The sequence below is a fragment of the Oryzihumus leptocrescens genome, assembly GCF_006716205.1.
Lineage (GTDB): Bacteria > Actinomycetota > Actinomycetes > Actinomycetales > Dermatophilaceae > Oryzihumus > Oryzihumus leptocrescens.
This window is the reverse complement of record NZ_VFOQ01000001.1, coordinates 2,918,876-2,940,932: the sequence shown is the minus strand read 5'-3', so window position 1 is coordinate 2,940,932 and position 22,057 is coordinate 2,918,876. Positions and strand designations below refer to the sequence as shown.

The 22,057-nt window shown below is 70.8% G+C and carries 19 protein-coding genes; 6 read left to right on the top strand and 13 right to left on the bottom strand.

Translation table 11 applies throughout. The features are described 5' to 3' along the window. The first annotated feature begins 168 nt into the window (after positions 1-168). The 3 genes from FB474_RS20805 to FB474_RS13760 are packed head-to-tail and all read left to right on the top strand — an operon-like array spanning position 169 to position 3,069. Positions 169-312, top strand: a complete 144-nt coding sequence (locus FB474_RS20805) for a hypothetical protein (RefSeq protein ID WP_185746167.1) — start codon at positions 169-171, stop codon at positions 310-312. A gap of 28 nt (positions 313-340) precedes the next feature. After that, complete coding sequence (locus tag FB474_RS13765) at positions 341-1,777, top strand: HD-GYP domain-containing protein (protein WP_141789167.1); 1,437 nt, start codon at positions 341-343, stop codon at positions 1,775-1,777. Further along, the gene (locus FB474_RS13760) at positions 1,774-3,069 is read left to right on the top strand and encodes an HD-GYP domain-containing protein (protein WP_141789166.1); all 1,296 of its coding nucleotides are present in this window, start codon (positions 1,774-1,776) and stop codon (positions 3,067-3,069) included. The genes FB474_RS13765 and FB474_RS13760 overlap by 4 nt, the downstream gene beginning before the upstream one ends. Positions 3,070-3,175: 106 nt before the next feature. On the opposite strand, the gene mctP is transcribed toward FB474_RS13760, so the two are convergent. Further along, positions 3,176-4,837 carry a monocarboxylate uptake permease MctP gene (gene mctP, locus FB474_RS13755; RefSeq protein WP_141789165.1) on the bottom strand — a complete coding sequence of 554 codons (1,662 nt, stop codon included), beginning with the start codon at positions 4,835-4,837 and terminating at the stop codon, positions 3,176-3,178. Further along, a complete protein-coding gene (locus FB474_RS13750) occupies positions 4,834-5,121 on the bottom strand; it encodes a DUF3311 domain-containing protein (protein WP_221632535.1) in 288 nt (95 codons plus the stop codon). Before FB474_RS13750 ends, mctP begins: the two co-directional genes overlap by 4 nt. A 278-nt stretch (positions 5,122-5,399) precedes the next feature. Here FB474_RS13750 and FB474_RS21360 point away from each other — a divergent pair, with 278 nt between their 5' ends. Next, positions 5,400-7,652, top strand: a complete 2,253-nt coding sequence (locus FB474_RS21360) for an N-acetylmuramoyl-L-alanine amidase (protein ID WP_221632534.1) — start codon at positions 5,400-5,402, stop codon at positions 7,650-7,652. A gap of 122 nt (positions 7,653-7,774) precedes the next feature. Here the strand turns inward: FB474_RS21360 and sodN are convergent, their stop codons facing one another. From sodN to FB474_RS13720, 5 genes are all read right to left on the bottom strand, one after another. Further along, positions 7,775-8,179, bottom strand: a complete 405-nt coding sequence (gene sodN, locus FB474_RS13740) for a superoxide dismutase, Ni (RefSeq protein WP_141789164.1) — start codon at positions 8,177-8,179, stop codon at positions 7,775-7,777. A 54-nt stretch (positions 8,180-8,233) separates the two neighbouring features. Then, on the bottom strand, positions 8,234-8,566 hold the full coding sequence (locus FB474_RS13735; RefSeq protein ID WP_141789163.1) for a S24/S26 family peptidase: 333 nt from the start codon (positions 8,564-8,566) through the stop codon (positions 8,234-8,236). Positions 8,567-8,607: 41 nt separating this feature from the next. After that, positions 8,608-9,465 (bottom strand): amino acid ABC transporter ATP-binding protein, encoded by an 858-nt coding sequence (locus FB474_RS13730; RefSeq protein ID WP_141789162.1) that lies wholly within the window; start codon positions 9,463-9,465, stop codon positions 8,608-8,610. After that, positions 9,465-10,319, bottom strand: a complete 855-nt coding sequence (locus FB474_RS13725; RefSeq protein WP_246092183.1) for an amino acid ABC transporter permease — start codon at positions 10,317-10,319, stop codon at positions 9,465-9,467. The genes FB474_RS13730 and FB474_RS13725 overlap by 1 nt, the downstream gene beginning before the upstream one ends. Before the next feature lie 95 nt (positions 10,320-10,414). Beyond that, the gene (locus FB474_RS13720) at positions 10,415-11,320 is read right to left on the bottom strand and encodes an ABC transporter substrate-binding protein (RefSeq protein WP_141789160.1); all 906 of its coding nucleotides are present in this window, start codon (positions 11,318-11,320) and stop codon (positions 10,415-10,417) included. 408 nt (positions 11,321-11,728) lie between these two features. On the opposite strand from FB474_RS13720, the gene FB474_RS13715 reads away from it, so the two are divergent. Then, positions 11,729-12,892, top strand: coding sequence for an NAD(P)-dependent malic enzyme (locus FB474_RS13715; RefSeq protein WP_141789159.1), 1,164 nt, complete (start codon positions 11,729-11,731; stop codon positions 12,890-12,892). A gap of 22 nt (positions 12,893-12,914) precedes the next feature. Beyond that, entirely contained in the window at positions 12,915-13,883 is a 969-nt protein-coding gene (locus FB474_RS13710) for a zinc-binding dehydrogenase (RefSeq protein WP_141789158.1), read from the top strand. Between the two features lie 3 nt (positions 13,884-13,886). On the opposite strand, the gene FB474_RS13705 is transcribed toward FB474_RS13710, so the two are convergent. The 6 genes from FB474_RS13705 to FB474_RS13685 form a co-directional block, all read right to left on the bottom strand. Then, the gene (locus FB474_RS13705) at positions 13,887-14,498 is read right to left on the bottom strand and encodes a PadR family transcriptional regulator (protein WP_141789157.1); all 612 of its coding nucleotides are present in this window, start codon (positions 14,496-14,498) and stop codon (positions 13,887-13,889) included. Next, positions 14,495-15,418 carry a DUF4097 family beta strand repeat-containing protein gene (locus tag FB474_RS13700; RefSeq protein ID WP_141789156.1) on the bottom strand — a complete coding sequence of 308 codons (924 nt, stop codon included), beginning with the start codon at positions 15,416-15,418 and terminating at the stop codon, positions 14,495-14,497. The genes FB474_RS13705 and FB474_RS13700 overlap by 4 nt, the downstream gene beginning before the upstream one ends. Positions 15,419-15,651: 233 nt before the next feature. Beyond that, positions 15,652-16,332: a GDSL-type esterase/lipase family protein gene (locus FB474_RS13695; RefSeq protein WP_246092182.1), complete on the bottom strand. Its 681-nt coding sequence runs from the start codon at positions 16,330-16,332 to the stop codon at positions 15,652-15,654. 5 nt (positions 16,333-16,337) lie between these two features. Next, a complete protein-coding gene (locus FB474_RS20800; RefSeq protein ID WP_185746166.1) occupies positions 16,338-16,514 on the bottom strand; it encodes a DUF6104 family protein in 177 nt (58 codons plus the stop codon). 55 nt (positions 16,515-16,569) lie between these two features. Beyond that, positions 16,570-18,039, bottom strand: coding sequence for an EAL domain-containing protein (locus FB474_RS13690; RefSeq protein WP_141789155.1), 1,470 nt, complete (start codon positions 18,037-18,039; stop codon positions 16,570-16,572). Positions 18,040-18,231: 192 nt separating this feature from the next. Continuing rightward, entirely contained in the window at positions 18,232-22,020 is a 3,789-nt protein-coding gene (locus tag FB474_RS13685) for a multifunctional oxoglutarate decarboxylase/oxoglutarate dehydrogenase thiamine pyrophosphate-binding subunit/dihydrolipoyllysine-residue succinyltransferase subunit (protein WP_246092181.1), read from the bottom strand. Between the last annotated feature and the right edge of the window lie 37 nt (positions 22,021-22,057).

Sequence of the window (22,057 nt, the reverse complement as noted above, 5' to 3'; positions counted from 1 at the left end):
ATGCCCGCACCGCGGGCGTATGGGGATGGTCAGGCTTGGAAGTCCCAGCTCGATCCGGTGACACGATCTCCTCAGAGCGAAGGACACGGGGCCCCACCTCCTCCGCTTCGGCCCAGGCCGAACCACGAACACTCCCCTGCGTGCAGTGCCTCCGGAAAGGGTTCCACCATGAAGACCATCGCCAAGGTTCTCGAGTCCATGCTGACCAAGGACGCGACCCAGAGCTGGGACGGCCGCGCGGTTTCGACCCCGGCCCCGGAGGGCATCTGGTGGTGGACCCCCAACGCCGAGGGCACCGACTTCGAGATCTGAGCACACCATTGGCACTAGGTTTGGTGCCATGACTTCCAGGCAGGGGCGCCCCGCGAGCAGCGGCGGCGCCCCTGCCGGTGTGCGGGTCTACATCTCACTCGTCTTCCTCGCGGCTGCCGGGCTGGCCGCGCTGTGCTGGCGCTCCTTCCCGGTGCCCGACATGGGCGTCGCCCTGGTCGTCCTGTGCGCCATGGGCACCCTCAGCTCGTGGCGCCGTGCGGGGCACATCAAGTCCCAGGTCACGTTCACCTTCACCAGCATCATCCTGCTGACCTCGGTGGCCGTGGTCGGCCCGGCCGGGGCCGCCATCGTGGGCCTGGTGACCCCTGCCCTCGAGCTGCGGCGCCAGCGGCTGGACGCGCGGTTGTTCAACACCGGCATGGCCTCGATCATCGGCGCGGTGGGTGGTCTGGCTTACCTCCTCGCAGGAGGGATCGTCCACATCAGCGCCGCGGCGGGGGTGCTGCCACTCCTCACCAAGGTCTTCTTCCCGCTGATGGTCGCGGACGTAGCCCAGTGCCTCGTCAACGCTCTTGTGCTCGGCGGCATCGTCAACCTGTCCCAGGGCGTACCACTGCGCAGGTTCGTGCCCGGCATGCTCTCCTCCTCCGGCCCGGCCTACATCGGCTACGGCGTCATCGGCTACCTCTTCGTCATCCTGTGGATCCCGGCGCAGGTCGGGCCGTTCTCGGCGGTCCTCGTCCTCGCGCCGCTGTTCGTCGCGCGGTGGGCCTTCGTGCAGTACGGCGAGGAGCAGCGCGCCCACGAACGCACACTCAGCGCCCTGGTGACGGCGGTGGAGACCAAGGACCCGTTCACCCGCGGCCACAGCGAGCGCATCGCCTCCCTCTGTGAGCGCATCGCCGGGGCGATGGCCCTGGGCCAGCGCCGCACGGAGGCGCTGCGCTACGCCGGCATGCTGCACGACATCGGCAAGCTGGGCATCCCCTCGCGGCTGCTGCGCCAGTCCGGCCCGCTCTCCGACGACGAGCTGGAAACCGTGGCGATGCACGCCGTCCGTGGCGTGGAGATGGTCCGCGACATCGACTTCCTCCAGGAGTCAGTGGAGGGCATCCGCCACCACCACGAACGGTTCGACGGCCGCGGCTACCCGGCCGGGCTCAGCGGCACGGACATCCCGGAGTTCGCGCGCATCATCGCCGTCGCGGATGCGTTCGACTCGCTGACCACCACCCGGCCTGACCGTCCGGCGCTGCCCGTCGAGGACGCCCTGGCGGAGCTGCGGGCCCGCTCCGGCACCCACCTGGACCCGGCAATCGTGGCCGCCCTGGAACGGGCTCTGGCGCGCCAGTCGTGGCAGCGGGCCGAGGTCGACCCCGACACGCTCGCCGGCCACGCCGGCACCTACGACCATGACGACCCGGTCGAGAGCGACACGCTCGCGGCGCGTGCCGACCGTGCTGCCGCCCGCCAGGCTCCACTGCGACAGGAGGTGACCCGATGACGCGGCGGACGCCCGCGGTCGCCGTCGAACGGGTGCTCGCCCTGGCTGGCGCCGCGCTGGTCCTGCTCGCGGTCGCTGTCACGGCGCATGCCTGGAGAGAGGTTCCCCTCCCTGGTCCGCTCCTGGTTGGGGCCTTCATCGCGGCGATTGCGACCGGCGAGCTGCTGCGCATCGACCTTCCCGGCAGCCGTGAGTCGGCGCCGATCGCGACGGCGGCGGCCTTCGCGTTCGCGATCACCAGCGAGGCGCAACGCGGCGAGCCCGCCGACATCAGCGCCGCGCTCGTCGTCGCGACGACGGCGTTCGCGATGGGGTTTGGAGTCGCGCCGCACCTGATGAGGGGACGCTTGGTGCGCGTCTCCGACCTGACCACCCGCCTGTTCAGCGTCGCGGTGGCCGCGGTGCTCTTCCGCGAGGTGCCCCTGGCGGAGGGGCGGACGCTGGTCCAGGTGGCACTCGACACCACGGTGCCGCGGTGGCTGGTGGCTGTCGCGATGCTCCTGGTGACCCTCGTCGCGCTGCTCGTCGAGGCGGTCCTCGCTGCGGCTGCGCGCGCCGCCCGGGACCACGCACGCTTCCCCCGGGTGCTCAGCGACGAGCTCCGAGCGGCCTCTGGCCTGGCCACGGCCCTGTCGACGACCGGTGCCCTCATCGCCCTGGCCGAGCGTCCGCTGGGCGTCATCGCGATCCCGCTGTTCCTCTTCCCCCTGGTGCTGACCCAGTTCGCGGTGCGCCGCTACGCGTCGGTGCGCGCGACCTACCGCCAGACCATCCGGTCGCTGTCCCGGCTGACCGAGCTGGCGGGCTACACCGAGCACGGGCACGCGCTGCGCGTGGCTACCGTCTCGCTCGCGATGGGTCGCGACCTGGGCATGTCCGAGCGTGACGCCGTGGACCTGGAGTACGCCGCGCTGCTGCACGACATCGGCCAGGTCGCCCTGCGCGAGCCGATCCCCGGGGGAGCGACCGTCATGGCGGCGCCGGCCGACCAGCGCCGGATTGCCAACGACGGCGCCGAGATCGTCCGGCAGACCGGCGTGCTCGACAAGGTCGCGAGGATCATGGAGGCGCAGACCACGCCGTTCAGGCAGGTGCGCGAGTTCGGCGAGGACCTCCCGCTGGCCAGCCGGATCATCAAGGTCGTCAATGCCTTTGACGACCTCGTCGGCGACAGCCCGGCGCCCTCCCGCCGGGATGCGGCAGTCGAGCGGATCCACCTCGGTCTCGGCTACGAGTACGACCCTCGCGTCGTGGACTCCCTGACCCGTGTCCTCGGCCGCGGTGTCCACTGACCCAGCGGCGGCCCACCGGACGCAGCAAACGGCCCGAACCCCGCCTGTGGTGCAGGCTGGTTCGGGCCGTTTGCTGCGTCCGGACCCGGGGCTCTCGCCCCGCCGGTCAGTGCACGAGCTCTGGCAGGTCGCTGACCTTGGGGTCGCCGGCGTCGGCGAAGTAGTCACCCTTGATCGTGGCGTCCTCCCCCTCCGGCGCCTTGACCGCCCGCAGCAGCAGCGTGATCACGGCGGCGACCACGATGTTGAGGATGAAGGCGGTGAAGGCGATGTAGCCCATCTGGCCGATGCCCTCGATCGTGGCCACCGATGTGCCGAAGTGCTGCCCGGTGACGGGGTTGACCTGGTTGTAGGCCGTGATGGTGCCGTAGACCATCGCGACCGCCCAGCCGGCCAGGAGCGCCCATCGGTGGAACCAGCGGGTGTAGAGGCCGAAGACGACGGCGGGGAACGTCTGAAGGATCCAGATGCCACCGAGCAGCTGGAAGTTGATGGCGTTCTGCTTGTCCATCGTCAGGACGAAGATCAGCGCGACGAACTTCACCAGCAGCGAGACCAGCTTGCTGACCTTGGCCTCCTGCTCGTGGCTGGCGTCGGGACGCAACCACTCGCGATACACGTTGCGGGTGAACAGGTTCGCCGCCGCGATCGACATGATCGCCGCCGGGACGAGCGCGCCGACCGCGATGGCCGCGAAGGCCACGCCGGCGAACCAGGACGGGAACGAGTCCTCGAACAGCTGGGGGATGACCAGCTGGGCGTTGGGCTTGCCGTCCAGGCCGATCGGCTTGGTGCCGGCCGCGATCGCGACCCAGCCCAGCAGCGCCAGCAGGGCCAGCACGAAGCTGTAGGCCGGCAGGATCGAGGCGTTGCGCCGGATCGTGTTGCGGGACTTGGACGACAGCACGCCGGTGATCGAGTGGGGGTACATGAACAGCGCCAGCGCCGACCCCAGCGAGAGGGTGGCGTAGGCCCAGAACTGCTTGTCCGTCGGGATGAACGACCCCGTCGGCTTGCCGGTGGCCGGGTTGGGCTTGGCCATCTTGGTCTGCGCCGCGTCGAAGATGTGGCCCCAGCCGCCGAACTTCGACGGCAGGTAGATCACGGCGACGATGATGACCAGGTAGATCAGGGTGTCCTTGACGAAGGCGATGATCGCCGGGGCGCGCAGGCCGCTGGAGTAGGTGTAGGCCGCCAGCACCGCGAAGGCGATGAGCAGCGGCAGGTCCTTGGCCAGCGTGTTGCCGGAGCCACCGAGGCCGATGACCTCGAGCACCGCCTGGATGCCGACCAGCTGCAGCGCGATGTACGGCATCGTCGCGAGGATGCCGGTGAGGGCGACCGCCAGCGACAGCCCGCGCGAGCCGTAGCGGCCGCGGACGAAGTCGGCCGCCGTGACGTAGCCGTGCCGGTGGCTGACCGACCACAGCCGGGACAGGAAGACGAAGATGATCGGGTAGAGCACGATCGTGTAGGGCACCGCGAAGAAGCCGGTGACCGCCCCGGTGGCGAACATCGCCGCGGGGACCGCGACGAACGTGTATGCCGTGTAGAGGTCGCCTCCCAGCAGGAACCAGGTGACCCACGTGCCGAAGCCGCGGCCTCCGAGGCCCCACTCGTCGAGGCTGGACATGCTCTTCGGGCGGCGCCAGCGCGTGGCCATGAAGCCCATGACCGTGACGGCGACGAACACGATGATGAGCACGGTCAGGGCGACGCCGTTGACGCCGGTGCTGCTCCCCGAGGCAGTGGCCAGGCTGTGGGTCATCGCAGTGCCCCTTCACGCTCAGGTGTGGTTCCGCCGTCCATCGGTCGGTGCGGCCGCGCCGCCAGCACGATGCGGTAGGCGGCGTAGGTGCAGCCCGAGGTCAGGAAGACCCAGAGCAGCTGGTACCAGAAGAAGAACGGGAAGCCGCCCAGCTGCGGCCCGTCCTTGGCATAGCTCGACACCCACACCAGGGCCAGGATCGGTGCGGCCACGAGGATCCCGGCGAGGACCATGAGACCGGTCCGGGCCGGGGGTGCAGTGCGATGGATCTCGTCATGATCCATGAGGACCTCCACGGCGGTGATCGACTGCGGCGGGCAGCCGCGGGGGCACCGTACTCTTCCGGCTCCCGGGGTGGTGGGATGCGCGCGTCCGAAATGTGACCGTCCGGTTTGTCCGGAAGGCCCTATGCTGCAGCGGCAGCGATCTCGCGCTGCCCTGGCAGCGTGAGAGTGAGGGTTTGGTGGGGCGGGAACTCCCTTCAGTGGCAAGGCTTTCCAAGCGCAAGACGATTCTGGGTGCCGGACTGGCGGCCGCGGTCGTGACGGGCTGCCTGACGGCCGTGGCGTCCCCGCGGCACGGCGCCCCGGCCATGTCGTGGGCGCCGGTGCGCGGCCCGGTGCACGCCGACGTCGAGCAGGTGGCGCTGAGCGCCACCCCGGGCAGCTCCCGGGTGGACGTGCCGCAACGCGCCACGAAGCCGTTCAGCCTCGTGGGCGTGACGTGGGACCAGGCGCGCACCCGGCTCGACGGCACCGTCGAGGTGCGGGTGCGGTCCGCCTCCTCCGGCCAGTGGTCCGGCTGGCACGCCGTCAACCCGCAGGGTGAGGACGCACCGGACGGCAGTGAGGGCGCGAAGGCGCGCGGCGGCACAGCCCCGCTGTGGGTCGGCCCGTCCAACGGGGTGCAGCTGCGGGTCGCCGGCAAGCCGAGCCGGCAGCTGCCGGCTGGCATGAAGCTGGCGCTGGTCGACCCGGGCCACGCCGGTGGCGCCCGGGTGGCCAACATGGCCTTCGTCCAGTCCGCCACTGACACGGCGACCGCGACATCGACGGACACGGCGACAACCAGCACCTCCACCGACACGGCCACGGGCACGGGCACGTCCAGCTCGACGACGGACACGGCCACGGCGACCACTTCGACGGACACGTCCACGGCCTCGACGACAACGGCGCCGCCGACCACGGCCTCGTCGACGACCACCACCGCGCCGAGCACCACGACGAGCACGACGACGCCCCCGCCGGCCACCTCGACCGCGCCCATGCCGCCGATCGCCACGCGCGCCGACTGGGGTGCGGACGAGACCAAGCGACGCACGGCGTCCCCGGACTACGGGACGGCGGTCAAGGTCGTCTTCGTCCACCACACTGACGGCGCGAACGACTACACGTGTGGCCCGGGCACCAACGGCGCCGACGGGCCGAACGGGTCCAAAGCCGTGATCCGCAGCATCTACGCGTACCACGTGGACACCATGGGCTGGGACGACATCGGCTACAACTTCCTCGTCGACAAGTGCGGCCAGCTCTGGGAGGGCCGCTACGGCGGCATGGACCAGCCGGTCATCGGCGCCCAGACCTACGGGTTCAACACCGACAGCGCCGGCATCGCCGTGATCGGCACCTACACCGGCACCGCCGGCGCCAGCAGTGCGGCCGAGCAGAGCATCGCCCGGCTCGTGGCCTGGAAGCTCGGCTTCGCGCGCTACACGGCGGACCAGACCGGCCAGGTGCTCACCTACCGCGGCGACACCACCACCGAGACCCCGCCCCGGTTCGTCCACGGAAACACCTACACCTTCCAGGCGCTCTCCGGGCACCGTGACGGCTTCGCCACGCAGTGCCCCGGCGACGGGGTCTATGCCCAGCTGCCGACGCTGCGCACCTGGGCTGCCGGTCCGCCCTCGGGCGTGCGCATCACCGGCATCTCCGGTGCGACGGCCGTAAGCGGCACGTACTACACCCGCGGCCCGGTCACGGTCAGCTGGACCGCTGGCAGCCCGCTCGCCCTGGTCTCCCGCTCTGAGCTGCTCGTCGACGGGACCGTCGCCGCGACCTCGACCACCGGCGCCACCTCGCTGCAGGCCACCCTCACGCCGGGCAAACACACGGTCGCAGTCCGCGCCACGCAGTTCACCGGCAAGGCGGCCACCTCGGGGGCCAGCACGGTCGTGGGCGACACCGCCGCGCCGACGTTCCCCACCAGGCCGTATGCCGGGCTCCGCGGCGGCACGGTCGCCTCGACGTCCGCGCCGATGACGCTGGTGTGGAAGGCGTCCGACAACGCCCTGCTCCGGCAGGTGCAGGCGACAGCGCCGTCGGCGGCGACCTTCGCACCCACGACGACGTCGTGGGCCACGGCGGCCCGCCCGGGCGTCAGCACCACGTTCGCCCTCAAGGCGACCGACGCGGCAGGTAACACGGGGTCAGCCTCGACGGTGGTCACGCCGGCGATCCTGCAGGAGACCTCGGCGGTGCGCAGCGGCAGCTGGACCTCCCGCAGCAGCAGCAGCTACCTCGGCGGCTACTCGCTGTCCACCAGCGCCCTCAACGCCTCGCTGACCTGGAAGTTCACCGGGAGGTCGGTGGCCTGGGTCGTGTCCCGGGCCTCCAGCTCGGGCCAGGCCGCGGTCTACGTCGACGGGGTCAAGGTGGCCACGGTCGACCTCCGCTCCAGCACGGCCCTCTACCGCAACGCGATCTGGGCCAGGACCTGGTCGACCAGTGCCACGCACACGGTCAAGGTGGTCAACCTCGCCACCGCCGGCCGGCCGACGATCACCACGGACGGCATCGTCTACCTGAAGTGAGCCCGGTATGCCGGGTGGTCCGTCCTGGGTGCGCGGCGCACCCGGGGCGGCCACCCGGCATACACGCGAAAGGGCCGCCGCACCCCAGGGGTGCGGCGGCCCTTCGTCTGGTGGCCGAAGGCTCAGGCGGCCTTCTTGGTCTCCCAGAAGATCGTGTCGATCTCGGCGATCTTGGCGAGCAGCTCGTCGGCCTTGGCGGCGTCGAACTCACCCTTGGTGCCGGTCGCGCCGGCCAGCTTGGTGGCCTCGTTGAAGAGGGTGTGCAGCTGGGGGTACTTCTCGAAGTGCGGGGCCTTGAAGTAGTCGGTCCACAGCACCCAGAGGTGGTGCTTCACGAGCTCGGAACGCTGCTCCTTGATGATGGTCGCGCGGACGCGGAAGTCGGCGTCGTCGTTGTCGGCCACCTTGGCGATGATCGCCTTGATGGACTCGGCCTCGATGCGGGCCTGGGCGGGGTCGTAGACACCACAGGGCAGGTCGCAGTGGGCGCTGACCTCGACCGGGGCGGCAAACAAGCGGGAGAACATCACGGGGATCCCTTTCTGCGGACGATCGGGCGTACCCGGTCAACCTACCCCGCGTCATCCCCGTCGGCGACGGCGGCTCAGCAGCAGTGTCCCGAGCGCCATCGTGGCCAGCGCCCGGCGGCCGGGCACCCGCCCGAGGACCAGCGCCTGCACGTCGCCGGGGGGGATCGCGCCGACCTGCCAGGAGTCCACGCCCTCGCGGGGGTTGTCGCGTTCGACCCACCAGCCGTCACCGCCGCCGGGGTCGCGTCCGGTCACGCGCTTGACCGCCAGCGGGCGCGGGCCGTCAGGGCCGGGCGGCAGCCGGACCACGGCCAGCCGGCCCACCCGGGCGCGCGCCCCGTGCAGCACGAGCAGGCGATCGCCCTCGTGCAGGGTCGGCTCCATGGAGCGACCACGCACGAGGGCGATGCCGAGGCGCAGCACCGTCAGTCGACGCTCGTCGGAGCCTTGGGGACAGTGCCGGGGATGACGTCCGGCACGTGCTCCACCGCGGGCTTGTACTCGGCCTGCATCCTGCCGAGGAAGGTCCGGGTGCGGTTGTGCTGCGGGTTGTCGATGACCGATCGCGGGTCGCCCTGTTCGACGACGACGCCGCCGTCCATGAAGACCACGTGGTCGGCCACCTCGCGGGCGAAGACCATCTCGTGGGTGACGACGATCATGGTCATGCCGTCGCGGGCCAGCTGGCGCATGACGGCCAGGACCTCACCGACCAGCTCGGGGTCGAGCGCCGAGGTGGGCTCGTCGAACAGCATGAGCTTGGGGTTCATGGCCAGTGCACGAGCGATGGCGACCCGCTGCTGCTGGCCGCCGGAGAGCTGGGACGGGTAGGCGTCGGGCTTGTCCGACAGCCCCACGCGCTCGAGCAGCGTCATGGCCCTCTCTCGCGCCTTGGCCTTGTTCTCTCCCTTGACCTGGATCGGGGCTTCCATGATGTTCTGCACCGCGGTCATGTGCGGGAAGAGGTTGAACCGCTGGAAGACCATGCCGATGTTGCGGCGTTGTGCGGCGATGGCACGGTCGGTGAGGTCGTGCAGCGTGCCGCCCCGGTCCTCGTAGCCCATCAGGTCGCCATCGACCCAGATGCGTCCGCCGTCGAGCGACTCCAGCTGGTTGATGCAGCGCAGGAACGTCGTCTTGCCCGACCCGGAAGGGCCGAGCAGGCAGACGACCTGACCCCTGTGCACGTCCAGGTCGATGCCCTTGAGGACCTCGTTGCCGTGGAAGGCCTTGCTGACGTTGAGGGCGTGGACCAGCGGAGTGGACGTTGTCCCAGTGGTCATCACGCGCCTCCCGCCCCACCCGGCCGGGCAAACCGCCTCGTCTTCGGCGCCTTCTGGCCGAAGCCACGGCCGAAGTAGCGCTCCAGGTAGGACTGGCCGACCATCAGCACGCTGCACACGATGAGGTACCACGCGGTCGCTGCGACGTAGGAGGGCATGATCTTCAGCGTGCGGGAGCCGATGGCACTGGCCTGGTAGAAGAGCTCGGTGATCACCGGGATGGCCACCAGCAGCGAGGTGTCCTTGACCATCGCGATGGTCTCGTTGCCGGTCGGGGGCACGATCACCCGCATGGCCTGCGGGAGCACGATGCGACGCATGGTCTTGCTGCTGCTCATGCCGAGCGCCTGGGCGGCCTCTCTCTGGCCGACGTCGACCGAGAGGATGCCCGCGCGCGCGATCTCCGCCATGTAGGCGGCCTCGGACAGCCCGAGGCCGATGATGCCACCCACCAGTCCGCCGACGATCTCGTCGGTCGTCAGGTGGAAGAAGGTCAGGTCGCTCTGCAGGCCGAACACGCCGGCGATCTGCTTGCCGAACGGCACCCCGACATCGAGGGTGTGGTAGAGGTACCCCAGGCCGGTGCCGATGATCACCAGGAGGACGTAACGGGGGATCGCGCGGAAGAACCAGGTGTAGACGAACGACACGCCTCGCAGGACCGGGTTCGAGGACAGGCGCATGATCGCGATGATGACGCCGAGGATGACGCCGATGATCATGGCGCCGACAGTGCCGAGGATGGTGCCCTTGTAGAGGCCCTCGAGCACCGGGCTCTGATTCATCACCTGGAGTGCGAAGGGGAAGTTCCACTTGTCGTTGGTGAGGAACGAGCTGAGCAGCATGGCCACCATCACGGCGATGATGGCGAGTGCCACCCAGCGCCAGGGGTGCCTCACCGGCCGGGCGTGGATCACGCCCGGCCGGCTCGTGTCGGTCGTCGCACTCATCACGGGTTGAGGGCGAAGTTGTTGATGGCGCCGGTCTGGATGCCCCACTTGGCCAGGGCCTGCTTGTAGCCGCCGGAGCTCTCCAGCTGCTTGAGAGCCTCGACCAGGGCGTTGCCGAACTCGGTCTCGCTCTTGGGGATGACGTAGCCGTAGGGCGCCGAGTCGTAGATCGAGCCGACGGCCTCGAGCTCGCCACCGGTCTGCTTGACGGCGTAGAGCCCGACGGGGGAGTCGGCGAGCATCGCGTCGGCCTTCCCGCTGGTGACGTCGGCAGTCACCTTGTCCTGTCCGACCTCGACGATGATGTTGATCGGCTTCTTGCCGGCACTCGTGCACTTCTTGCTGCGCGCCGTCACGTCGTCGAGCTGGGTGGTGGCCTTCTGGACGGCCACGTTGAGGCCGCAGGCGTCGTCGGGGTTGACCTTCTTCGGGTTGCCCTTGGCGGCGATCCACTGCGTGCCCGCGGTGTAGTAGCTGACCATGTTGACCTGCTTCTTGCGCTCATCGGTGATCGAGAAGCTGGAGATGCCCATGTCGTACTTGCCGCTGTCGACGCCGAGGATGATCGAGTCGAAGTTGGCCGGCACAAACCTGGCCTTGACGCCGAACTCCTGGGCCACGGCGTTGAACAGGTCGACGTCCATGCCCTGGACGGTCTTGCCGTCGGTGGCCAGGAACTCGTTGGGGGCGTAGGTGGCGTCAGTGCCGATGACGATCTCGCCCGAGGACTTGATCTTGGCCGGGAGCTTGGCGGCCAGGGCGGCGTTCTTGGTCGCGGTCGGTGCCGGCCCGCTGGAGGTTGACCCGCCCGACGAAAGGGTGTTCGAACCGCACGCGCTGAGGGCGAGGCTCGCCACCGCGACGCCGACAGCGGCGCGGAGGACAGGGGAGGAAGGACGGGTCATCGAGGTGCTCCTTCGTGGAAGCTCTTCAAACTGATGTACGCCGGACGGAATCATCCTGCCACCCGCAATTTGCGCAGGGCGAGACTTCAGTCACCTCCGTGACACGGGTGTGACCCCGCCCGGGTCGTGGGATGGCTGCGGTGTCCGGAAGTCCGGTCATGTCCGGGTTGGTCCGGACGCGCGGGGAGATGCTATCGCATCATCATGCAGGGTCATGCATACCCATTCGATCGCGACTGGCCGCCACCGCGACCCGCGTCACAGTCCGGTGGTGGCGGTGTGCCGGTGTGCCTGGCCTGTGGCACCATCGGACGCAGCGGGCCACCCCCCGCGACGTGTCAGTAGCCACCACCCAGGCTTCGAGTTCTCTGATCTCCCTGCGTGCTCGCTCCATGTCGAAGAGGTGTCATGTCTGCTCACCCGTCGTTCCCGATCCACGCGTTCGACCCGTCCGACCCGGTCTTCCGCGCCCACGAGGGCGGCAAGCTGGCGGTCACCGCCACCAAGCCGCTGCGTGACCGGCGTGACCTGTCCCTGCTCTACACCCCCGGTGTCGCCGACGTCTCCCGTGCCATCGCGGCCGACCCCTCGCTGGCGGCCCGCTACACCGCTCGCCGCAACACCGTCGCGGTGGTCACGGACGGGACCGCGGTGCTCGGTCTGGGTGACATCGGGCCGCTCGCAGCGATGCCCGTGATGGAGGGCAAGGCGGTGCTGTTCAAGCACTTCGCCGACGTCGATGCCGTTCCGGTGTGCATGGAGTCCGGCACGGTGGACGAGCTCGTCGACGCCATCGCCCGGATCGCCCCCACGTACGGCGGGATCAACCTCGAGGACATCTCGGCCCCGCGCTGCTTCGAGATCGAGCGCCGGCTGCAGGAGCGCCTCGACATCCCCGTCTTCCACGACGACCAGCACGGCACCGCGATCGTGGTGCTCGCCGGGCTCGTCAACGCCGCCAGGGTGGTGGGCCGTCCGCTGGCGTCGCTGCGGGTGGTCATCTCCGGCGCCGGTGCGGCCGGGGTCGCCGTGGCCCGGCTGCTGAGCCGGGCCGGCATCGGCGACATCGTCGTCTGCGACTCCCGCGGCATCATCTCCCCGCGCCGCTCGGACCTGGCCGAGCACAAGCACCGCCTCGCCGCGACGACCAACCCGCGCGGGCTGACCGGCTCGCTCGCCGACGCCCTCGTGGGCGCCGACGTGTTCATCGGCGTCTCCGGCGGCTCGGTGCCCGAGGCCGACATCGCCCGCATGGCCCCGGGCTCGGTCATCTTCGCCCTGGCCAACCCCGACCCGGAGGTGCACCCCTCGGTCGCCTCCCGGTATGCCGCGGTGGTCGCCACCGGGCGCTCGGACTTCCCGAACCAGATCAACAACGTGCTGGCCTTCCCGGGGATCTTCCGCGGCGCCCTCGACACCGGCGTCCCGCAGGTCACCGAGGCGATGAAGGTGGCGGCCGCCCATGCCATCGCGGACCTGGTCGAGGAGCCCACCGCGGAGGAGATCGTGCCCAGCGTCTTCGACGAGCGGTGTGCGCCGGCCGTTGCCGCGGCCGTGGCGGGCCTGGCCTGACCGGTTTGGCTAGGGTCGGGACATGCTCGCCGCCTATGCCGCCAGCCAGTCCGCCTCCGACCCGTTGTCGGGCCTGGTGATCGGGGAGCGCCCCGATCCCGAGCCGCGCCCGGGCTGGTCGGTCGTCAGGCTCAAGGCCGCCGGCCTGAACCACCACGACGTCTGGTCGCTCAAGGGCGTCGGCCTGCCCGCCGACCGGCTGCCGATGGTGCTGGGGTGCGACGGCGCGGGCCTGGATGAGGACGGCAACGAGGTCATCGTCCACGCGGTGGTCGCCAGCGAGGGCTGGCACGGCGACGAGACCCTCGACCCGCGCCGGACCCTGTTGTCCGAGCTGCACGACGGCACGCTCGCCGAGAAGGTGCTCGTGCCCACGGCCAACCTCGTGCCCAAGCCGGCCGGGCTCGGCTGGCACACCGCTGCCTGCCTGAGCACGGCCTGGCTCACGGCATACCGGATGCTCTTCTCCAGCGCCGGCCTGACGCCCGGCGCGACCGTGCTGGTGCAGGGCGCCGGCGGGGGAGTGGCCACCGCGCTGGTGCAGCTCGGGGCGGCCACGGGCTACCGGGTGTGGGCCACCAGCCGGGACGAGGCGAAGCGGGCCAAGGCCCTCGAGATCGGGGCCGACGCGGTCTTCGAGCCCGGCGCGCGGCTGCCCGAGCGGGTCGACGCCGTGATGGAGACCGTGGGCGCGGCCACCTGGTCGCACTCCATCAACTCGCTGCGTCCCGGCGGCACGGTCGTCATCTCCGGCGCCACCTCCGGCGACGCGCCGGCCAGGGCGGAGCTGACCAAGATCTACTTCAAGCAGCTGCGGGTGATCGGGTCGACGATGGGCAACCGCCAGGAGCTGGAGCGCCTGGCCCGGTTGGTCGACAGCCGGGGGATCACCCCGGCTGTCGACTCCGAGTTCGCCCTCGCCGACGCCCGCGCGGGCTTCGAGAAGATGGTCGCCGGAGACCTCTTCGGCAAGGTCGTCATCACCACCTGAGCCTCAGCGGCGCTGCAGCACCTCCCGGATGCGGCCCGCGGCGTCGTGCAGGATGTCGAGCACCTCCTGCCGCTTCTGGCTGTCGGCCTGCACCCGCCGGACGGCGTCGCGCACGTCGTGGCGGAAGGCGTTGATCGCCGCCTCGATGTCGCGGGCGGCGGGGCCGTTGCCCCACTCGCCCAGCGGCCACGCCGCGTCGTACGCCGTGCCCGCGGGCGTCGCGTTGGCCCTGGCCTCCTTGGCTGCCGCCTTGAGCTCGGCCCGCAGGTCGGTGGCACTGCCGTGCACGCGTGAGCGCACCTGCTGGGCCAGCTCGCGGACCGAGTGGTCGAGGTCCTGCTGCAGGTCGGCGAGGTCGAGCTGACGGGCCTGCACCTCGGCCCGACCGGCGTCGGTGATCCGGTAGGTCGCCTTGCGGCCCTCCTCGGAGCGCTCGACGAGCCCCTCCTCCTCGAGCTTGGCCAGGCGCGGGTAGACCGTGCCGGCGCTGGGGGAGTAGAGCCCGTTGAACCGCTCCTCCAGGGCCCGGATGATCTCGTAGCCGTGACGCGGTCCCTCCTCGAGCAGCGCGAGCAGGTAGAGCCGCAGCTGGCCGTGGGCGAAGACCGGGCTCATCCGGCGGCGCTCTCGGTGTCGCCGGGCACGTCCTGGGGCGTGTCGCGGGGGCTGTCCTGGGGTGTCTCCGGTGGCGTGTCCTGCGGGGTGCCGCTGGTTGCGGCGCGCAGCATCACGACGTTGCCGGAGACCGCGTTGGCCTTGATCGCCAGCGCCCGGTCGCCTTCGCTGAGCTGACCACCCGGTCGCCTCGAGCCCGGGATGGTGACCCGCCGGCCGTCGATGACGACCTGGCCGGAGGCGGTGTGTGCGGTCACGTCGAAGCCGCCGCCCGCCGGGATGCGCACCGTGACGTCGCCGGAGACCGAGTTGGAGCTGATCTGGGCGGCTCCGCTGGTGAGGTCCAGCGCGATGTCTCCGCTGACCGTGTTGAGCTTGATCGCCCCGAGCCGGCTGGCCTGGACCGTGACCGGACCGCTGACCGACTTGCCGGTGAAGTTGCCGGCCAGGCCGTGGCACTCCACCTCGCCGCTGACCGTGTTGGCCTTGACGTCACCGGCGATGTCGTCGAGGGTCAGCGACCCGGAGACGGTGTTGGCCCTGACCTCGGCGCGCACCCCGTTGACGAGGGCGTCCGCGCTGACGGTGCTCACGCTGACCTCGGCTGCGGCCGGTACCGACAGGCTCACGCGGGCGCGGAGCTGCCGGTTGCCGAAGGAGGCGAAGCTCTGCTTGAGGCTCTCGAACAGGTTGTCCGCGTCCTCCTTGACGTGGCTGACCCTCAGGGTCGAGCCGGTCCAGGTGACCTGCAGCGGCCGCCCCACCACCTCGTGCACCTCCAGTCGTGCCGTGCTCGAGTCGTCGTGCGTGACGATGTCGACGTGACCGCCGACCAAGCCCACCTTGAGCCGGTGGACGGTCTCGCCCTCGCCGCCGATGTCGAGGACCTTGGGTCCGTCGATCTCCCACTGCTGTGCCATGCCCCGCTCCCTTGCTGAGGTCTGCCGACACGTTATATCGCGTCTTGTGGCGACACGTTATATCGCGATGTATCGCGAGTGCAAGGGTGTCGCGGAACCTCGCCACGGGGGCGCCTCCGCCCGCAGACGCCGAACTGGACGTTGCTGCCCCTTCACGCGCGGTGAAGGGGCAGCAACGTCCAGTTCGGCGAGGTGGCTGGTTGTGGTTCGCGCGGTGGTGCGCGATGGTCAGGTCAGTCCTCGATGAGGAGCCAGCGGGCCCAGCCGCCGTGCAGCACCAGCCAGGCGATCAGGCCGTAGCCGGCCTGCCCGGGGTGCCAGCCGTCGCCGGCCGAGAGGTCGGCCTGCCACTGCTCGTGCCCCAGCAGGGGGTGGAAGCAGTCGACGTAGGGGACCGAGCGGCGCGAGCACACGTCGGCCTGGGCCTCGACGACGACCTCGAGCCGCTCGTTGAAGTCCTGGTCCAGCGTGGGCGGCGGCCCGACCACGAACGTCGCGATGCCCGCAGCCGAGGCGTCGTCGAGGATGTTGGCGAGGGACAGCCGAAGGCGGGCGGTCGTCATGCCGTTGCGCGCGTCGTTGGCGCCGACCCCGATGACCAGCCGGCGCTCCGCGCGCTCGGTCCAGCGCGGACGGCACTCCGCACCCCAGCGGGCCAGGACGTCCGTGGAGGCGTCGCCGCGCACGCCCAGGTTGTATGCCGTGAGGTCCACGTCCGGGTGCGAGGTGCGGCCCACGACCCGGGACACCCAGCCCAGGCCCTTGGGGTCGCCGTAGCCGGCGACGTAGGAGTCGCCGATGAACACCATCCCGATGTCACGCGGGCCCTCGGGCACGTGGAACTCGGTGGTGGGGGCGAACTCGGTCGGGATGTCGTGCACGTCCTCGTCGGCGAAGTGGTCCACAAAGCTCACGCTGCTCAGTCCTCGTCGTCGTCGAGCCGCGCCAGCCAGGTGGCAAAGCGCTCGATGGGGGTCTCGAACTCGGGGTTCAGGTCGACGAACGTCCGCAGCTGGTCGGCCAGCCACTCCAGGCTGACCTCCTCCTCGCCCCGTCGCTGCGCCAGCTCCTCGATGCCCCGGTCGGTGAAGTACACGTTCGGAGGCTATCGCCCGAACCCGTGCGCGGGACGACGGCATGCCGGGCGGGGGTCAGGAGACCATCCGCCGCCGGCGGCCGACCCGGCGCGGCCGCGGGTCCTGGTGGCCCTCCCAGACCCGCGACAGCAGGCTGCGCGACGCGGCCACGGCGAGGTCGCGGTCGTGGGTGAGGACGAAGTTGAACCGCCGGTCGCCCTCGGGTCGTCCGGTGTCGCCGAAGTCGTGCGCCGTGAGCAGGGTCGCCCAGGTCGGCGTGATGACGACCAGCGTCCACTCCCGCTGCAGCGGGTCGGCGGGGTCGAGCGGGGCGTGCCGCGCGCCGGCCACCGGCGGGGTGTCGACCCCGGTGCCGAGCATGGCCACCAGCGACCCGGTGCGGGAAAGCTGCTCGTAGCGGCCGATCGTGGAGGGGGTGAGGTGGCGCACGTCCTGGAAGGAGGACAGCACGATGGCGGCGCCGTCGGCGTCCAGCGCCTGGGCCTCCAGCGTCTTGCTCAGCTCGACCAGGAAGCGCTTGTCCGCCATGCGCGGGGAGTGCTTGCGGGTGACCAGGGTGTAGGGGCTGTCGTGGGTCTCCAGCAGGGCGGCGGCCCGGCCGCCGAGCATCGCGGTCAGCCCGCCCCGGGCCCCGGCGCGCTCCCCGTGCGGGTCGTAGAGCGGGCCGGCCGCCAGGTGGGCGCCGAGCATCCGCACCGTGCCCTCGTCGGCCGGGGTGGTGACGCCCTCAGCCAGCACCAGGCTGCCGGTCGCGGCGGTGTGCGCCCGGACCGCGTGGAGCACGTCGGCCTGGTGGCGCAGGTCGCGGCTGTGCAGGACGCTCGCGTCGAGTCGCACGACCTCGGGGTCGAGCAGCGGCAGCGTCGCGAGGGTCGCCGGGGTGGCGCCGACCGCCCGAAGGGCGACGGTCCAGCCGTGCCGACGGGCCTGCTCGGCCACCCGCAGCGAGGTCGCAGGGTGGGTGAGCACGCGCAGGCTGTCCAGCTGGAGCACGAGCCGCTCGCGCAACCAGTCGTCGTCCGGCAGCGTCTCGAACGACTCGGCGCAGGCGTCCAGGAACACCCGCGTGTAGTCGGAGTGGCCGAAGCCGAGCGCCGCGACGGCTTCCATCGCGTGCCGGCGCCGCGCCGTGTCCAGCTCGCCGGCCGCAGGGTGAGCGGCCACCGCCTCGGTCAGGGCGATCGGGTCGCTGAGGGTGGAGTCGCCCTCGACCCGCTGCACCGCCTCGTAGCCCACCAGCCGGCCCGACTCGCACTCGACGACGGGCTGGACCCGGGTGCTGAACGCGCCCGAGCGCACGACGTCGGCCGCAGGGTGAGCGGCCACCGCCTCGGTCAGGGCGATCGGGTCGCTGAGGGTGGAGTCGCCCTCGACCCGCTGCACCGCCTCGTAGCCCACCAGCCGGCCCGACTCGCACTCGACGACGGGCTGGACCCGGGTGCTGAACGCGCCCGAGCGCACGACGTCGGCGACGTCGGGCCCCTCGGCGAGGTCCGGGCTCGGTGCGGCGTGCAGATGGGTCATGGTGCCTCGCTTCGGGACGTGCCGTGCTGACGGTGCTGCTCGTCGCGCCCGGAGGTGAAGCGGGGGCACGTGAGCCTCACCCTAGCCGCGGGCACGCGGCCGGTCGCGCGGCGGCGCGACACGGCATACGCCCAGGGGCGGGGACCGCGAGGTGCGGTCCCCGCCCCTGTCAGCGGGCGGCAGGTATGCCGGTCAGCGGTCGAACGCGCGGGCGATCAGCTCGGCCTGCTCGACGGCGTGCTTCTTGCTGGACCCGGTCGCCGGCGAGGCGGAGGCGGGACGGCAGACCACGCGCAGCCCGCGGGTCTCGCCCTGGTCGGCCAGCGCCTGCGGCAGGTTGAGCGCCATGAACGGCCACGCGCCCTGGTTGGCCGGCTCGTCCTGGACCCACACCAGCTCGGCACCCGGGTAGACCTTGACCGCCTCGGCGATCTGGGCGCCCGGCAGCGGGGCCAGCTGCTCGACCCGCACGATCGCCGTCGCCTGGTCGCCGCGCTTGGTGCGCTCGGCCTCCAGGTCGTAGACGACCTTGCCCGAGGCGAGCAGCACGCGGGTCACGCCGCCCGGCTCGGGGGCACCACGGTCGGGCAGCACCGGACGGAACGTGTCCTGCGTGAAGTCCTCGACCGGGGAGGCCGCGGCCTTCAGGCGCAGCATCGACTTCGGCGTGAAGACGATGAGCGGGCGGCGCGGGCGCGCGTAGGCCTGGCGGCGCAGCAGGTGGAAGTAGGACGCCGGGGTGGAGGGGTAGGCCACCGTCATGTTGTCCTCGGCGCACATCTGCAGGAAGCGCTCGATGCGGGCGGAGGAGTGGTCCGGGCCCTGGCCCTCGTAGCCGTGCGGCAGCAGCAGCACGACCGAGGAGCGCTGGCCCCACTTCTGCTCGGAGGAGGAGATGAACTCGTCCACGATCGTCTGCGCGCCGTTGAAGAAGTCGCCGAACTGCGCCTCCCACAGGACCAGCGCGTCGGGACGCTCGACCGAGTAGCCGTACTCGAAGCCCATCGCGGCGTACTCGGACAGCAGCGAGTCGTAGACCCAGAAGCGGGCCTGGCCCTCACCGAGGTAGAGCAGCGGGGTCCACTCCTCGGCGGTCACCTTGTCGATGAGCACCGCGTGGCGCTGCACGAACGTGCCACGGCGGGAGTCCTGACCGGCGAGGCGGACCGGGACGCCCTCCTTGAGCAGCGAGCCGAAGGCGAGCAGCTCGCCCATGGCCCAGTCGATGCCACCCTTGCGCACCATCTCGGCGCGCTTCTCCATGAGCTGGTGCAGCTTGGGGTGCACCGTGAAGCCCTCGGGCATGTTCACGAACGCGTCACCGATGTGCTGCATCTCCTCGGCCGGGATGGCCGTCTCGACGCGGCGCACGGGGGCGGCCTCGTCGGCCTCCTGCGCGGACGGGCGCTCCAGGCCGCCGTGGCCCTCGGTGTCGGTGCCGGGCACCTCGGTGTGGTTGGCCGTCGCGGCCGCCTTGGTGGCCTCCTTGGTCTCCACGAAGACCCGCTCGAGCTGCTGCTGGTAGTCGCGCAGCGCGGCCTCGGCCTCCTCGACCGTGATGTCGCCACGGCCGATGAGGGACTCGGTGTAGAGCTTGCGGACCGAGCGCTTGGCCTCGATGAGGTTGTACATCAGCGGCTGGGTCATCGACGGGTCGTCGCCCTCGTTGTGGCCACGGCGGCGGTAGCACACCATGTCGATGACGACGTCCTTGTTGAACTGCTGGCGGAACTCGAAGGCGAGCTCGGCCACGCGCACGCAGGCCTCGGGGTCGTCGCCGTTGACGTGGAAGATCGGCGCCTGGATCATCCGCGCGACGTCGGTGGAGTAGAAGGACGAGCGCGACGAGGACGGGCTCGTGGTGAACCCGACCTGGTTGTTGATGACGACGTGGATCGTGCCGCCGGTGCGGTAGCCCCGCAGCTGGCTCAGGTTGAGCGTCTCGGCCACGACGCCCTGGCCGGCGAAGGCCGCGTCACCGTGCATCAGCACCGGCAGGACGGTGAAGTCCTCGCCGGCGAGGTCGAGACGGTCCTGCTTGGCGCGGACGATGCCCTCGAGGACCGGGTTGACGGCCTCCAGGTGCGAGGGGTTGGCGGCCAGGTAGACCTTGGTCTTGGCGCCGTCCTCGGAGATGAACTCGCCCTCGGTGCCCAGGTGGTACTTCACGTCGCCGGAGCCCTGCACCGACTTGGGGTCCTGGGCGCCCTCGAACTCGCGGAAGATCTGGCCGTAGGACTTGCCGGCGATGTTGGCCAGCACGTTGAGCCGGCCACGGTGCGGCATGCCGATGCACACCTCGTCGAGGCCGTCGCCCGAGGCGCGGCACAGGATGCGGTCGAGCAGCGCGATGACGGACTCGCCGCCCTCGAGGCTGAACCGCTTCTGGCCGACGAACTTGGTCTGCAGGAACGTCTCGAACGCCTCGGCGGCGTTGAGCCGGCGCAGGATCCGCAGCTGCTCGTCCGCGGAGGTCTTGGCGTAGGGCACCTCGACCTTGGACTGGATCCACTTGCGCTGCTCGGGGTCCTGGATGTGCATGTACTCCACGCCGACGGTGCGGCAGTAGGAGTCACGCAGGATGCCGAGGATCTTGCGCAGCTTGAGCATCGGCTGCCCACCGAAGCCGCCGGTGGCGAAGTCGCGCTCGAGGTCCCACAGGGTCAGGCCGTGCGTGGTGACGTCGAGGTCGGGGTGACGGCGCTGGCGGTACTCCAGCGGGTCGGTGTCGGCCATGAGGTGGCCGCGCACGCGATAGGCGTGGATGAGCTCCTGCACGCGGGCCGTCTTGTTGACGTCGTCATCGTGGCTGGCGGAGATGTCGCGGACCCAGCGCACCGGCTCGTAGGGGATGCGCAGCGACTCGAAGATCTCGTCGTAGAAGCCGTTCTCGCCGAGCAGCAACGCGTTGACGATGCGCAGGAAGTCACCGGACTGGGCACCCTGGATGATGCGGTGGTCGTAGGTGCTGGTCAGCGTGAGGATCTTGCTGACGGCGTTGCGGTTGATCGTCTCCTGGTTGGCGCCCTGCCACTCGGCGGGGTAGTCCAGCGAGCCGACGCCGACGATCGTGCCCTGGCCGGACATCAGGCGCGGCACCGAGTGCACGGTGCCGATGGTGCCCGGGTTGGTCAGGCTGATCGTGGTGCCCGCGAAGTCGTCGACGGTCAGCTTGTTGTTGCGGGCCTTGCGCACGACGTCCTCGTAGGCCGTCCAGAAGTGCGCGAAGTCCATGGTCTCGGCGGCCTTGATGCTCGGCACGAGCAGCTGGCGGGTGCCGTCGGGCTTGGCGATGTCGATCGCGAGGCCGAGGTTGACGTGGGCCGGGCGCACCAGCGCCGGCTTGCCGTCCTTCTCGGTGTAGCCGTTGTTCATCTCCGGCATCACGGCCAGGGCCTTGACCACGGCGTAGCCGATGAGGTGGGTGAAGCTGACCTTGCCGCCGCGGCTGCGCTGCAGGTGGTTGTTGATGACCACGCGGTTGTCGATGAGCAGCTTGGCCGGCACGGCCCGCACGCTGGTCGCCGTCGGGACGGCGAGGCTGCTCTCCATGTTCGTGACGACCCGGGCGGCGGGCCCACGCAGCGGCACCGTCTCGTCCTCGCTCGTGGGGCCGGTGGGCTTGACCGCGGGGGCGTCACGCGGGGTGGGCTTGGCCGGCTCGGCGGCCTTGGGCTCGGCCGGCGCCTCTGTGGGGGCGGCCGGGGCGGCCTTGGCGGGGGCCGGGGTGGCCGGGACCGCGGCGGGAGCGGGGGTGGCCGGGGCGGCGGGGGCCGTGGCCACCGAGCCGTTGCCGTTGGCCTGGCGGCCGTCGGTCGGCTGGTAGTCGGCGAAGAACTCCCACCACGCCTTGTCGACCGAGTTCTTGTCCTGCAGGTACTGCTGGTACAGCTCGTCCACGAGCCACTCGTTGGGTCCGAAAGCTGCCATGGGGTCGTTGGTCGGTGGCTGGGCGGACACGGCGAACATCGCCTCTTTCATCGCGTCGACGGTGACGATAACTACGGGCGGCCCCCAG